We start from the raw sequence: 14,361 nt of genomic DNA on the forward strand, positions 1-14,361 counted from the left end.
GATCAAATTCTAAATCAGCAGGTTATTCAGTCGATAGTAACCCGCTTACCGGGGATCGCAAGGTTTTTTTGCAAAAAAGTGTAGATGCAATCGGTTACGCTCTGTATAATGCCACGGCAATATTTATCCACCCCAGGTCAGAGATATTGCCCATGCTACGTATCGCTAAAGAAGCTTTGACGTTTGACGACGTCCTCCTCGTTCCCGCTCACTCCACCGTTCTGCCGAATACTGCCGATCTCAGCACGCAGTTGACGAAAACCATTCGTCTGAACATTCCTATGCTCTCCGCAGCAATGGATACCGTGACTGAAGCGCGCCTTGCTATCGCTCTGGCCCAGGAAGGCGGCATTGGTTTTATCCACAAAAACATGTCTATCGAGCGCCAGGCGGAAGAAGTCCGTCGCGTGAAGAAACATGAATCTGGCGTGGTTACCGACCCGCAGACCGTTCTGCCCACGACCACCCTGCGCGAAGTTAAAGAACTGACCGAGCGCAATGGTTTCGCAGGCTACCCGGTTGTGACCGAAGACAACGAACTGGTCGGCATCATTACGGGCCGCGACGTGCGTTTTGTGACGGACCTGAGCCAGCCGGTGAGCGTCTATATGACCCCGAAAGAGCGTCTGGTTACCGTGCGTGAAGGTGAAGCGCGTGATGTCGTGCTGGCAAAAATGCACGAAAAGCGCGTCGAGAAAGCGCTGGTTGTTGATGACAGCTTCCACCTGCTCGGCATGATCACCGTTAAAGATTTCCAGAAAGCAGAACGTAAACCGAATTCCTGTAAAGATGAGCACGGTCGCCTGCGCGTCGGCGCAGCGGTTGGCGCGGGGGCGGGTAACGAAGAACGCGTTGATGCGCTGGTTGCTGCGGGCGTTGACGTCCTGTTGATCGACTCCTCTCATGGCCACTCCGAAGGCGTACTGCAGCGTATCCGCGAAACCCGCGCGAAGTACCCGGATCTGCAAATCATCGGCGGCAACGTGGCGACTGGCGCAGGCGCGCGCGCCCTCGCTGACGCTGGCGTAAGCGCGGTGAAAGTGGGGATTGGCCCTGGCTCTATCTGCACCACCCGTATCGTAACCGGCGTGGGGGTTCCGCAGATCACCGCCGTATCTGACGCTGTAGAAGCGCTGGAAGGCACCGGCATTCCGGTTATCGCCGACGGCGGTATCCGTTTCTCTGGCGATATCGCGAAAGCCATTGCCGCAGGCGCAAGCGCGGTGATGGTCGGCTCTATGCTGGCCGGTACCGAGGAATCTCCGGGCGAAATTGAACTGTACCAGGGCCGTTCTTATAAATCTTACCGCGGAATGGGCTCGCTGGGCGCAATGTCTAAAGGCTCTTCTGACCGTTACTTCCAGAGCGATAACGCCGCCGACAAACTGGTGCCGGAAGGTATCGAAGGCCGCGTTGCCTATAAAGGCCGTCTGAAAGAGATCATTCACCAGCAGATGGGCGGCCTGCGCTCCTGTATGGGACTGACGGGCTGTGGTACTATTGACGCATTGCGTACTAAGGCGGAATTCGTCCGTATCAGCGGTGCGGGTATTCAGGAAAGTCACGTTCACGACGTGACCATCACCAAAGAGTCCCCGAACTACCGTCTGGGCTCCTGATAAGTTTACGCGCCCTGACGGGCGCTTTTTTTGGTTTCATTTGCCTCGGAATTAGCGTCAATGACAGACAATATTCACAAGCATCGCATTCTCATCCTTGATTTCGGATCGCAGTACACTCAGCTGGTTGCGCGTCGCGTACGTGAACTCGGCGTGTACTGCGAACTGTGGGCTTGGGATGTAACTGAAGCACAGATTCGCGAGTTTAATCCTAGCGGTATCATTCTTTCCGGCGGCCCTGAAAGCACCACCGAAGAAAACAGTCCGCGCGCGCCGCAGTACGTTTTTGAAGCGGGCGTACCGGTATTTGGCGTTTGCTACGGCATGCAGACCATGGCGATGCAGCTGGGCGGTCATGTAGAAGGCTCCAGCGAGCGCGAGTTTGGCTACGCCCAGGTTGAAGTGGTTAGCGACAGCGCGCTGGTGCGTGGTATCGAAGACTCCTTGACCGCCGACGGCAAGCCGCTGCTCGACGTCTGGATGAGCCACGGCGATAAAGTCACCGCTATCCCGTCTGACTTTGTGACCGTTGCCAGCACCGAAAGCTGCCCGTTCGCCATCATGGCGAATGAGGAAAAACGTTTCTACGGCGTGCAGTTCCATCCGGAAGTGACGCACACCCGTCAGGGAATGCGTATGCTGGAGCGCTTCGTGCGCGATATCTGCCAGTGTGAAGCGCTGTGGACGCCGGCAAAAATCATTGACGACGCGGTTGAGCGAATCCGTCAGCAGGTCGGTGATGATAAAGTGATCCTCGGTCTGTCCGGTGGGGTTGACTCCTCCGTCACCGCGATGCTGCTGCACCGTGCGATCGGCAAAAACCTGACCTGCGTCTTTGTCGATAACGGTTTGCTGCGTCTGAATGAAGCGCAGCAGGTGATGGATATGTTCGGCGACCATTTCGGTCTGAACATCGTTCATGTTCCGGCGGAAGACCGCTTCCTCAGCGCGCTGGCGGGTGAAAACGATCCGGAAGCAAAACGTAAGATCATTGGCCGCGTTTTCGTGGAGGTGTTCGACGAAGAGGCGCTGAAGCTGGAAGAGGTGAAATGGCTTGCTCAGGGCACTATCTACCCGGACGTCATCGAGTCTGCTGCTTCAGCAACCGGTAAGGCGCATGTCATCAAATCTCACCATAACGTCGGCGGTCTGCCAAAAGAGATGAAGATGGGTCTGGTTGAACCGCTGAAAGAGCTGTTCAAAGACGAAGTACGCAAGATTGGTCTGGAGCTGGGTCTGCCGTACGACATGCTTTACCGTCACCCGTTCCCGGGGCCAGGTCTGGGCGTGCGCGTGCTGGGCGAAGTGAAGAAAGAGTACTGCGATCTGCTGCGTCGTGCGGACGCGATCTTCATCGAGGAACTGCACAAAGCTGACCTGTACAACAAGGTAAGCCAGGCGTTCACCGTGTTCCTGCCGGTTCGTTCGGTTGGCGTGATGGGCGACGGTCGTAAATACGACTGGGTTGTCTCTCTGCGTGCGGTTGAAACCATCGACTTTATGACCGCGCACTGGGCGCACTTGCCGTATGACTTCTTAGGCCGCGTGTCTAACCGCATCATCAATGAAGTGAACGGCATTTCCCGCGTGGTGTATGACATCAGCGGTAAGCCCCCCGCAACCATTGAGTGGGAATAATGAACCGCTAACGTATAGCTAATCATTTCTGTTCGAATATTAATTCAACCCTCTGTTTTTACAGAGGGTTTTTTATTTTAATCTATTCACATTTACAATGACTGCTTAGCGCGAAAAATGGGCCACAATATTTGAAGAAAGACATCATTGCTATTAACGGTTAGCGAGACTGCGGCATGTTCGACGATGGAAGATCGGTTTATCTTATCGCGCTGAGAAACCTTAACGCTGTGCGGGCGTTTCGACAGAGAGGCTGGACTGTTGAACGTCTTTTTTGTCCTGATGATGATGCCAGGCGCCAATAGAAGAGTAGACAAAGCGTCCAAAGAAGAAGAGAAAACTGATAAGCAGTACGATACGGGTCATGCGACTGTTAAATCGATGTCGTTTTCGCATACTGGTAGCCTGACTCACAAAAGGTTCCTTAAGAGATGCCCCTGCGGGCGATAAGCACATTAAGGCATACTGCGCCGCAATGGTCAATTCATGACGTTGTAAAAATGCGTTAGCTTGTTCATGGGTGGTTGTTATGGAAGTTAATAATCTTATTTACATTAATAATATATAAATGATAACGCGTCGGAATAAAGGTAATAATTAATTAATGGCGGTGAAATTATTTGATGTATGTCAAAATTTGCTTTCCGCTGGCAACTAAAATCGTTGCCTCACGTGATGATCTTTTCATCGCCTTTTTGCGGTCAGGGGGGATGCCTGTCTGATAAAACCCATCGGGAGTCGGGGTTTCTGCTGAGCATCTATGAGACTGAATAAAAATTATATTGCAATCAGAGATAAGTGGTGGGGGCTTCCTCTGGTTTTGCCGTGTTTAATGCTGCCATTAGTGAGCCACGTCAATACTTATGCGCATATGGCTTCCGGGGATGTGGTGCTTTTATATCTTCCGTTAGCATTAATGATGAGCATGATGCACTTTTTCAGTTGGGCGGCATTACCAGGAATTATTCTTGCCATCTTTTTACGCAAATATCCGCAGGTGGGGCTGGCTGAAACGCTACCGGTAATCGCCCATTTCCTCATCGCTATCGTCCTCAGTTGGGGCGGCTATCGCGTCTTTAATCCGCGTCGGAATTGCGTCTCACACGGCGAGCCGCGACTGGTGTTCCAGCGAATTTTCTGGCAGGTATTTTGCTCCGCTACGCTGTTTCTGGTGCTTTTTCAGTTTGCGGCGTTTGTCGGAATGTATGAAAGCCGACTGAATCTGATGGGCGTCACCCCGTTTAACATCAATGCATTAATTAACTATCAGGGGATCCTGGTCGGAAATTTAATTGGCGTCCCGTTTTTCTATTTTCTCCTTCGCGTGATTCGTAACCCGCTTCATTTACGCGGCTATTATTCCCAGTTAAAACTGCAGTTTGATGCAAAAGCCTCGAAGAAGGAGGTCGCCTTATGGTTATTAATCCTCGTTGTATTAATGACCTTGTTATGTATGCCCCTGAATGTTAATAGCTCAATATTCAGCACAAATTATACAATGTCATTATTACTGCCGGTTATGCTCTGGGGCGCGATGCGCTATGGCTATCGCTTCATCTCTCTGCTTTGGGCGCCCGTGCTGATTATTGCGATTCATAATTACCAGAGCTATACCCCCTATTATTCTGGTTATGATGTCCAACTGGCGATCACGTCGTCGAGCTTTCTGGTTTTTTCATTTATCGTCAATTACATGGCGGTATTGGCCACGCGTCAGCGGGTTGTCAACAGCCGCGCGCGCAGGCTGGCTTTCCTCGATCCCGTTGTTCATCTGCCCAATCTCCGCGCGCTCAATCGCGCCCTGAAAAATGCCCCGTGGTCCGCGCTCTGTTTTCTGCATGTTCCTGAGCTCGAAGTGCTGGTGAAGAATTATGGCATTATGCTGCGGATTCAGTATAAGCAGCAGCTTTCACACTGGATAAATGAAAAGCTGTCGCCGGATGAAAACGTCTACCAAATGTCTGGCCCGGACCTGCTGCTGCGCTTAAACACCGAATCACACCAGCAGCGTATTGATCTCCTGGACGAGCACATCAAACGGTTTCGCTTTATCTGGGACGGTATGACTTTCCAGCCGCAGGTGGGCATGAGCTACTGCTACGTGCGGTCTCCGGTGAACCATATTTATCTGCTGCTTGGCGAACTTAGTACCATTGCTGAACTGTCGATTATGACCAACACGCCGGAGAATCTGGAGCGTCGTGGAGCTGTGAATTTGCAGCGCAATGTGAAAGATAAAGTGGCGATGATGAATCGCCTGCAGCACGCGCTCGAACACGATCGCTTCTGCCTGATGGCGCAACCTATCGAAGGCCTGCGTGGCGATGTCTACCATGAGATCCTGCTGCGGTTGAAAGACCGTGACGGCGGACTGATCTCGCCAGAGGTATTTTTGCCCGTTGCGCATGAGTTCGGTCTGGCCTCGCGAATCGATCTCTGGGTCATCGAACATACCTTACGCTTTATGGCCGATAATCGTGCAGAGATGCCCGCGCGCCGTTTTGCCCTGAATCTTTCGGCTCCGTCAATTTGTCGGGCGAAGTTTTCACTGGAAGTCAGCAAGCTACTGAGCAAATACCAGATCGAGGCGTGGCAGTTGATCTTCGAAGTCACCGAAAGCTACGCGCTGCTGAATGCCGAGCAGGCGCAGGTAACGCTGCATAATCTGCAACAGCTGGGCTGTCAAATTGCGATTGACGATTTCGGTACCGGCTATGCCAGCTATGCCCGGCTGAAAAATGTCAGCGCCAACATTTTAAAAATTGACGGGAGTTTTATCCGCAATATGGTATCGAACAGCCTCGACTACCAGATTGTGGCTTCTATCTGCCATCTGGCGCGCATGAAGAAAATGCAGGTGGTGGCGGAATTTGTTGAAAGCGAGGAGATCCGCAGCGCGGTCGCCTCGCTGGGTATTGACTATATGCAGGGATATTTAATCGGCGAACCCCAACCGCTAAGGGACATACTGAAAGCGCAGGTGCCGGTTACCGGCACCTGAGCGGCTTTCATGCGGCGATTTCCGGTGAACGTTCTTCCTCTATTTTCAGACGCCAGCCGGTGACCGCTTCCCAGTATTGCTGCTCTTTTTCCAGATCGAGCAGCACCAGCGCGTTCTGGCTGAACCAGTCATAAGGAAAACGGAGCGTCCAGTGGCTGTCGTCCGTGATGAGCGTCAGCGTCGGGGGCGTAGTCGTGGCCTGGCGCTGATTGTTCAGCAGAACCCCAAGGCGCAGCAACTGGATTAGCGGCAGGTATTGCTTCTTCTTGAACAGCGTAAAGCGCGGCAGATCGTCCAGCTTGATCGCTTTGCGGTGATAGCGAACCAGCGTCGCCATCATGGTTTGCTGCTCCTGATTAAAGCCGGGTAAATCACTGTTTTGCAGAATATAGGCTGAATGGCGATGCAGGCCGCTGTGATTGATATTCAGGCCTACCTCGTGCAGCATCGCGGCCCATCTCAGCAGCGCTTCCAGCTGCGGATGGGCCAGTTTTGGCTGCTGCGCCTGCCACTGATCGTACATCTGCATGGTGGTATCCAGTACGCGTCTGGCCTGATCGCTGTCAATATTGTACTGATTCGCCAGGCTACTGGCGGTACGGCTACGGACGTCCTGGTGGCGAAAGCGGCCTTCCATTTCGTACAGGACGCCTTCACGCAGCGCGCCGTCGGAGAGGCGAAGTTCACGGATGGCCAGCGCATCAAAGACACCGCAAAGAATCGCCAGACCCGGCACAAACACCGCTTTTCGCTCCTCGGATAAACCCGGCAAGCTCAGGGCGTCGAAATTGCGATAGTGCAGTATCTCTGTCACCAGACGGTCCAGACGTTCCGGGGTAATAAAACCGTCTTTTTCCCCCAACTCCAGCAACACTTCATGTGCGGCTTTAATGGTGCCGGAGGCGCCCAGCGCGACGTTCCAGCCCTGAATGCGAAACTGCCAGGTTAAGGTTTCGAGCTTTTGCGCCGCCGCCATTCTGGCGCGCTGGAAGTTCTCCGGGTTGATCGCGCCGCCGGGAAAATAAAGCTGCGCAAAGCTGACGCACCCCATACGACGGCTTTCAACCAGCTTTGGCTCGAAGTTTTCGCCGATCACCAGTTCCGTTGAGCCGCCGCCGATGTCGATCACCAGCTTACGCCCCTTTTCGGGCTGCGTGTGCTCAACGCCCATAAAAATCAGGCGCGCTTCTTCGTTACCGGAGATGATCTCAATAGGGTAGGGGATAACCTTTTCCGCACGCTTGAGAAAGTCAGTGGCGTTCAACGCCTGACGCAGCGTGTGCGTCCCCACAATACAGACGCTGGAGGGCGAAAACCCCTGCAGACGTTCGGCAAACAGCGACAGACAGCTTAGCCCGCGCTCCATGGCTTCTTCACTCAACCGGTTATCCGGGCCGAGGCCGTCAGCCAGATGGACACGCTGCTTCAGACGGCCAATTATCTGCATTGCGCCATCCACCACGCGGGCAATGACCATGTGAAAACTGTTTGAGCCGAGGTCGACTGCCGCAAACTCCTGCGGTCGTGGGGACTTATCATGTATTGGCATAGCGTTAGTCTGGTTGCTCGAGTGATTTGATGTAGTCATAAATCGCCAGTTGCGCCTGTACTTTGCGGCGATTCCCGCGCGGCACGTAGCGATTACTCAGTTCTTTGTCGATATAGCGGGCTTTTACCGTGTCGCTGAACAGGATGTCAATAATATCCAGTACCCGTTGCTTCAGGCGTGGATCAAGCAGCGGCGTCGCTACCTCAATGCGGTAGTCGATATTACGCGTCATCCAGTCCGCGGAGGAGAGGTACACCTGCTTATTGCCGCCATTTTCAAAGATGTAAACCCGGTCATGTTCCAGATAGCGGTCAACAATGCTGATGACGCGAATATTGTCGCTGATGCCTGGAAGAAAAGGAATCAGCGAACACATTCCGCGAACCAGCAGATTTACCGTCACGCCGGAGCTGGACGCCGCATACAGGCGGTCAACCAGCCCTTTGTCGACCAAATTATTCAGCTTCAGGGTGATGCCGGAAGGGCGTCCCTGCTGAGCGTTGGCGATTTCACGGTCAATCATTTCATACAGCAGGCGACGCGAGTTCTGTGGCGAAACCAGCAAATAATCAAACGTTACCGGACGGTACGGGTTCTCAATAAAGTTAAAGACCCGGCGCACTTCGTTGGTGATCCGCGCATCGGCGGTCAGCAGCGAATAGTCGGTATACAGGCGCGCGGTTTTTTCGTTGAAGTTACCAGTGCCGATATGCGCGTAACGCACCACGTCGTCGCCTTCTTTACGCGAAATAAGAAACAGCTTGGCGTGAATTTTTAAGCCCGGCGCGGAGAAGATCACATGTACGCCCGCTTCCGTCAGGCGCTTCGCCCAATGAATGTTGGCTTCTTCATCAAAGCGCGCCTGTAGCTCCACCACCACCGTGACTTTTTTGCCGTTGTGGGCAGCATGGATCATCGAGTCGATAATCCGTGAATCTTTCGCCACGCGATAGATGTTAATTTTGATGGCCAGTACGCTCGGGTCGAAGGAGGCCTGACGCAACAGCTCCAGAACGTGCTCAAAGGTGTGATACGGATAGTAGAGCAGCACATCGCGTTCACGGATGGCGTCAAAGCCATTACGAAACTTCTCATTATCAAACCAGATATGGCGCAGGCGCGGCAGCGGTTTATTCACCAGATTCGCTTTGCCGACATTCGGGAAGTTAATGAAATCTTTGAAGTTGTGGTAACGCCCCCCGGGCACGATGGAGTCATAACGCGAGATGGTCAGTTTTTCCCGCAGCACTTCGACCAGCGCGTTGGGCATGTCGCGCTGATAAACAAAACGCACCGGTTCAGCGGTCAAACGCTGTTTGAGGCTGGAGGACATCAGCTCCATCAGGCTGGATTCCATCTCGTGCACCAGATCGTATTCGGCGTCGCGGGTCATCTTCATCGAATAAGCGTTCAGGGCGTCGTAATCAAAAAAGCCTTTGAAGATGTCATCCAGGCAGTAGCGCAGAATGTTGTCCAGCAGGATCATCGGTTTGCGGCGTCGCGGGGCTTCCGGCGGCAGGTTGACGAAGCGCGGCACTTTGTCCGATGGAATTTCCAGCAGCGCGTAGCGTATCGAATCACCACGAATGATCTCCACCGCGAGGTAGGTGTAATCATCTTTCAGAAACTGAACGAGATCCGTTTCGCGGTTGATCAAAATGGGGGTGATATGCTGGCGCAGGTATTGTTTAAAGTAGTGGCGCAGCCAGCTTTGCTGATTCACCGACAGTTGGCGTTCGTTAATCAGGAAGATCTGGTTGCGCGCCATCTCCAGCAACAGTTCGTTATAAAGACCATCAAATTCCTGATCGGCTTTTAACACACGGGACTGGATCTTGCCTAACAGATGGCGAGAATGCGAATTTGAGCCCTGTTCTTCGCTAATGATAATGCGGCGCTTCAACTCGGCGAAACGCACTTTATAGAACTCATCAAGGTTATTGGAATAGATGCCTAAGAAACGCATCCTTTCGATTAGCGGGTTAGATTTATCCGCCGCTTCCTGGAGCACGCGTTCGTTAAACGCTAACCAGCTCAGCTCTTTCTCGATGTATAGCTTTTCCTGACCCATTAATACTTATACTCCGTTTGATTCACGGGACACGACCTGATCATTATGGCGAGCAATGCTCTCAGATGTCCAACTGTGCCAGAAAAGTATGACAATAAACTGTTTGATAGCATAAAGGCGGGAAGAAAAGTAGGCCGGACAGGGTATTTTGCCGCTATCCGGCGAACGGACGCGTCAGGGCCAGAAGACGGCGCTTCTGGCCTGTGAAGGGACCGAATTAATCGTCAGCCGCATAGCCCTGTGGCGGCAAACGTTGACCATCCAGCCACGCGGCGTTGTCATGCATCTTCAGACGGCCTTCGACGAACCAGCTCACAACCAGGGGATAAATGGCATGTTCCTGGGCCTGAACGCGCGCGGTGATTTCGTCTTCGTCGTCTCCCTCAAAGACGGGCACTTTCGCCTGTAAAATGACCGGACCGCCATCAAGCTCATCGGTGACAAAGTGCACCGACGTGCCGTGTTCCTCGTCGCCATTTTCCAGCGCCTGGCGGTGGGTATGCAGGCCGGGATATTTGGGCAACAGGGAAGGGTGTATATTCAGCAGGCGTCCGTGATAATGAGCGACAAAGGCTGGGCTAAGAATGCGCATAAAACCGGCCAGCACCACTACATCAGGCGCATACGCGTCGATCTCAAGGGTCAGCTCCCGGTCAAACGCTTCACGGCTGGCGAACTGATCGGCCGTCAGCGTATGCACAGGAATGTTCGCTTTTCTGGCGCGTTCAAGGCCGAACGCATCGGCCTTGTTGCTGAATACTGCGCAAAGGGTGCCGTTGATTTTCTTCTCTTTGCAGGCATCAATGATCGCCTGCAAATTGCTTCCGTTGCCGGAAATAAGCACCACAATATTCATTATTCAATAACCACACGCTGTTCGGAATCAGAAGCGTTGATGATACCGATTTTCCACGCGTTTTCACCCTTTGCTTTCAGCAATGCCAGCGCATTGTCCACTTCGCTTGCCGGAAGGGCGATCACCATACCGACGCCGCAGTTAAAGGTACGGTACATTTCGTGCTGGCTAACATTACCGGCGTTTTGCAACCAGTTGAACACGGCAGGCCACTGCCATGAAGATTCGTCGATCACCGCCTGAGTGTTGTCCGGCAGGACGCGTGGAATATTTTCCCAGAAACCGCCGCCGGTGAGGTGGGCGATGGCGTGCACGTCGACGTTCTCGATCAGCGCCAGGATCGATTTCACGTAGATTCGGGTCGGCGCAAGCAGATGATCGGCCAGCGGCTTACCGTCAAGCTCGGTGGTTTCCGGGTCGCAGCCGCTAACCTCAACGATTTTGCGCACCAGCGAGTAGCCGTTAGAGTGCGGGCCGCTGGATCCCAGCGCAATCAGCACATCGCCGTCGGCAACTTTAGAACCGTCGATGATTTCTGATTTTTCCACCACCCCGACGCAGAAACCCGCGACGTCATAGTCTTCACCGTGGTACATCCCTGGCATTTCAGCGGTTTCCCCTCCGACCAGCGCGCAGCCGGACTGCAGACAACCTTCCGCAATGCCCTGAATGACGCTGGCTGCGGTGTCCACGTCCAGTTTCCCGGTAGCGTAATAATCGAGGAAAAACAGCGGCTCAGCGCCCTGAACAACCAGGTCGTTCACGCACATCGCCACCAGGTCAATCCCGATGGTGTCGTGACGCTTAAGATCCATTGCCAGACGCAGTTTGGTCCCTACGCCGTCAGTGCCGGAAACCAGTACCGGTTCACGATATTTTTGCGGCAACGCGCACAGCGCACCGAAGCCACCCAGACCCCCCATCACTTCCGGGCGGCGGGTTTTCTTCACTACGCCTTTGATTCGATCGACCAGAGCATTGCCCGCGTCAATATCAACACCGGCATCTTTGTAGCTAAGAGAGGTTTTATCGGTCACTGCCTGGTTCCCCACGTTATTTCTTGCGGTAAAAGGAAAAATTCGGCGCAATTCTAACAGGGAAAGCAAACGTTTGCGAGCCTGCGTTGCATCCGATTTTATGTGTTCATTTTTACTGCGATTTTCTCGTACGGCGCCGTTTTTATGACCTGCGCCACGAAAATGAAACCGGGTACATTTCGTTGCTTGAATGCGCCGCTAAGTTTGCTCAGTATCGTACTGAAACCGGTTTCTGTTTTGCTAATGCGAATTAACGAGGGGATCTATGTCGGGATTTAAAGCGAATTTCATGTGGGGTGGGGCGGTCGCGGCGCATCAACTGGAGGGCGGCTGGCAGGAAGGCGGAAAGGGAATCAGCGTGGCCGATGTGATGACCGCGGGCGCGCACGGCGTCGCGCGGGAAATCACCGAGGGCGTGCTGCCAGGCAAAAATTATCCCAATCACCACGCCATTGACTTTTACCACCGCTACAAAGAGGACATAAAACTGTTCGCGGAAATGGGCTTCAGGTGTTTCCGCACGTCCATTGCCTGGACACGTATTTTTCCGCAGGGAGACGAAACCCAGCCCAATGAAGCGGGGTTGCAATTTTATGACGACCTCTTTGACGAGTGTCTGAAATACGGCATTGAACCGGTGATCACCTTGTCGCATTTCGAGATGCCGTACCAACTGGTGACGGAATACGGCGGCTGGCGCAACCGTAAGCTCATCGATTTTTTCGTGCGCTTTGCGAAGGTGGCGTTTACGCGCTACCAGCATAAAGTGAAATACTGGATGACGTTTAACGAGATTAACAACCAGGCGAATTATCATGAAGACTTCGCGCCGTTTACTAACTCCGGGTTGAAATACCAGCCGGGCGAAGATCGCGAACCGATAATGTACCAGGCGGCGCACTACGAGTTGGTAGCCAGTGCGCTGGCGGTGAAAGCTGCCCGCGAAATCAACCCGGCGCTACAGGTCGGCTGCATGATCGCCATGTGCCCCATATACCCGCTGACCTGTGCGCCGGACGATATGATGATGGCGATGAACGCCATGCACCGCCGCTACTGGTTTACCGACGTCCACGTACGCGGTAAATACCCGCAGCACATCCTTAACTATTTCGAACGCCGCGGCTTCGCGCTGGATATCACCGACGCCGATCGCGCCGCGTTGTCTGAGGGCTGCGTTGATTACATTGGCTTTAGCTATTACATGTCGTTTACCACCAAAGCGACGGAGGATAATCCACAGCTTGACTATGACGAAACGAAGCATCTGGTCGCCAACCCCTATGTGCAGAAGTCGGATTGGGGGTGGCAGATCGATCCCGTCGGCCTGCGCTATTCGTTGAACTGGTTCTGGGACCACTATCAGCTGCCGCTGTTTATTGTTGAGAACGGCTTCGGCGCCATTGACGTTCAGCAGCCTGACGGATCGGTGGACGACAGTTACCGTATTGACTACCTGGCCGCGCACATCCGCGAAATGAAAAAAGCGGTGGTGGAGGATGGCGTGGATCTGATGGGGTACACGCCATGGGGATGCATCGATCTGGTTTCCGCTGGCACGGGCGAAATGAAAAAACGCTATGGCTTCATCTACGTCGACAAAAATAATGACGGGAGCGGCACATTGGCCCGGCAGCCTAAAAAATCTTTCGCATGGTATCAGCAGGTGATTAAAAGCAACGGTGAAACGCTCTGATTTCAGCGACTTGACCCGCCGCCCCGCGCAGAATGCGGGGCGTGTTTTATACTCATCAGCCAAAGGTAAATAACTTTGCTTGATCCAGGTCATGCATACGTTATGTTGCGCCCAGGAGGAAAAGCGGTATAATCCGGCGATTTTTTTGTGGTTGCCACTCGTCTGAGGAAAGGAGAAGAGTATGAAGATCGTGGAAGTCAAACACCCACTCGTCAAACACAAGCTGGGTCTGATGCGTGAAAACGACATCAGCACCAAACGCTTTCGTGAACTCGCCTCGGAAGTAGGCAGTCTGCTGACCTACGAAGCGACTGCGGGCCTGGAAACCGAAAAGGTGACCATTGAAGGCTGGAATGGCCCGGTTGAAGTCGACCAGATTAAAGGGAAAAAAATTACCGTCGTGCCTATCCTGCGCGCAGGTCTGGGGATGATGGAAGGGGTACTGGAAAACGTACCAAGCGCGCGTATCAGCGTGGTCGGGATGTACCGCAACGAAGAAACCCTGGAGCCGGTTCCTTATTTCCAGAAGCTGGTGTCCAACATCGACGAGCGTATGGCGCTGATCGTTGATCCGATGCTGGCGACCGGAGGTTCCGTTATCGCCACCATCGATCTGCTGAAAAAAGCCGGTTGCAGCAGCATCAAGGTGCTGGTGCTGGTTGCCGCGCCGGAGGGCATTGCCGCGCTGGAAAAAGCGCACCCGGACGTGGAATTGTACACCGCGTCGATCGACCAGGGATTGAACGAGCACGGATACATTATTCCGGGGCTTGGCGATGCCGGTGATAAGATCTTTGGGACGAAATAAGTGAATCATTAAATATCAGCCGACTTTAAGAGTCGGCTTTTTTTTGAATAGAACAACTCAACTGCTAATAACAAAACACACAGAGG

At 53.3% G+C, this 14,361-nt stretch carries 10 protein-coding genes; 5 read left to right on the forward strand and 5 right to left on the reverse strand.

Features of this window, described 5'->3' with window-relative positions:
• Window positions 1-152 precede the first annotated feature (152 nt).
• Together guaB and guaA are read left to right on the forward strand one after the other, a co-directional pair.
• A complete protein-coding gene (guaB, locus tag APU02_RS15340) occupies window positions 153-1,619 on the forward strand; it encodes an IMP dehydrogenase (protein WP_042291368.1) in 1,467 nt (488 codons plus the stop codon).
• 60 nt (window positions 1,620-1,679) lie between these two features.
• Window positions 1,680-3,257 carry a glutamine-hydrolyzing GMP synthase gene (gene guaA / locus APU02_RS15345; RefSeq protein WP_042291366.1) on the forward strand — a complete coding sequence of 526 codons (1,578 nt, stop codon included), beginning with the start codon at window positions 1,680-1,682 and terminating at the stop codon, window positions 3,255-3,257.
• A 222-nt stretch (window positions 3,258-3,479) separates the two neighbouring features.
• On the opposite strand, the gene APU02_RS15350 is transcribed toward guaA, so the two are convergent.
• Window positions 3,480-3,671: a YfgG family protein gene (locus APU02_RS15350; protein ID WP_042290938.1), complete on the reverse strand. Its 192-nt coding sequence runs from the start codon at window positions 3,669-3,671 to the stop codon at window positions 3,480-3,482.
• Between the two features lie 346 nt (window positions 3,672-4,017).
• Here APU02_RS15350 and APU02_RS15355 point away from each other — a divergent pair, with 346 nt between their 5' ends.
• Window positions 4,018-6,258: a sensor domain-containing phosphodiesterase gene (locus APU02_RS15355; protein ID WP_060570509.1), complete on the forward strand. Its 2,241-nt coding sequence runs from the start codon at window positions 4,018-4,020 to the stop codon at window positions 6,256-6,258.
• A gap of 7 nt (window positions 6,259-6,265) precedes the next feature.
• Here the strand turns inward: APU02_RS15355 and ppx are convergent, their stop codons facing one another.
• The 4 genes from ppx to purM all read right to left on the reverse strand — a co-directional run bounded on the left by ppx (window position 6,266) and on the right by purM (window position 11,771).
• Entirely contained in the window at window positions 6,266-7,807 is a 1,542-nt protein-coding gene (gene ppx, locus APU02_RS15360; protein ID WP_042290934.1) for an exopolyphosphatase, read from the reverse strand.
• A 4-nt stretch (window positions 7,808-7,811) separates the two neighbouring features.
• Window positions 7,812-9,878 (reverse strand): polyphosphate kinase 1, encoded by a 2,067-nt coding sequence (gene ppk1, locus APU02_RS15365; RefSeq protein ID WP_060570511.1) that lies wholly within the window; start codon window positions 9,876-9,878, stop codon window positions 7,812-7,814.
• A gap of 217 nt (window positions 9,879-10,095) precedes the next feature.
• The gene (gene purN, locus APU02_RS15370; protein WP_060570513.1) at window positions 10,096-10,734 is read right to left on the reverse strand and encodes a phosphoribosylglycinamide formyltransferase; all 639 of its coding nucleotides are present in this window, start codon (window positions 10,732-10,734) and stop codon (window positions 10,096-10,098) included.
• On the reverse strand, window positions 10,734-11,771 hold the full coding sequence (gene purM / locus APU02_RS15375) for a phosphoribosylformylglycinamidine cyclo-ligase (RefSeq protein WP_060570601.1): 1,038 nt from the start codon (window positions 11,769-11,771) through the stop codon (window positions 10,734-10,736). Before purM ends, purN begins: the two co-directional genes overlap by 1 nt.
• A gap of 265 nt (window positions 11,772-12,036) precedes the next feature.
• On the opposite strand from purM, the gene APU02_RS15380 reads away from it, so the two are divergent.
• Both APU02_RS15380 and upp read left to right on the forward strand, forming a co-directional pair.
• Complete coding sequence (locus APU02_RS15380; protein ID WP_060570514.1) at window positions 12,037-13,467, forward strand: 6-phospho-beta-glucosidase; 1,431 nt, start codon at window positions 12,037-12,039, stop codon at window positions 13,465-13,467.
• A 181-nt stretch (window positions 13,468-13,648) separates the two neighbouring features.
• On the forward strand, window positions 13,649-14,275 hold the full coding sequence (upp, locus tag APU02_RS15385) for a uracil phosphoribosyltransferase (RefSeq protein ID WP_003037929.1): 627 nt from the start codon (window positions 13,649-13,651) through the stop codon (window positions 14,273-14,275).
• Window positions 14,276-14,361 lie beyond the last annotated feature (86 nt).

It is taken from the genome of Citrobacter sp. 50677481 (assembly GCF_001463265.1).
GTDB lineage: Bacteria > Pseudomonadota > Gammaproteobacteria > Enterobacterales > Enterobacteriaceae > Citrobacter_A > Citrobacter_A sedlakii.

Coding starts and splice junctions, on each gene's coding strand:
- guaB (WP_042291368.1), top strand. CDS start 153: ATGCTACGTATCGCTAAAGAAGCTTTGACGTTTGACGACGTCCTCCTC.
- guaA (WP_042291366.1), top strand. CDS start 1,680: ATGACAGACAATATTCACAAGCATCGCATTCTCATCCTTGATTTCGGA.
- APU02_RS15355 (WP_060570509.1), top strand. CDS start 4,018: ATGAGACTGAATAAAAATTATATTGCAATCAGAGATAAGTGGTGGGGG.
- ppx (WP_042290934.1), bottom strand. CDS start 7,807: ATGCCAATACATGATAAGTCCCCACGACCGCAGGAGTTTGCGGCAGTC.
- ppk1 (WP_060570511.1), bottom strand. CDS start 9,878: ATGGGTCAGGAAAAGCTATACATCGAGAAAGAGCTGAGCTGGTTAGCG.
- purN (WP_060570513.1), bottom strand. CDS start 10,734: ATGAATATTGTGGTGCTTATTTCCGGCAACGGAAGCAATTTGCAGGCG.
- APU02_RS15380 (WP_060570514.1), top strand. CDS start 12,037: ATGTCGGGATTTAAAGCGAATTTCATGTGGGGTGGGGCGGTCGCGGCG.
- upp (WP_003037929.1), top strand. CDS start 13,649: ATGAAGATCGTGGAAGTCAAACACCCACTCGTCAAACACAAGCTGGGT.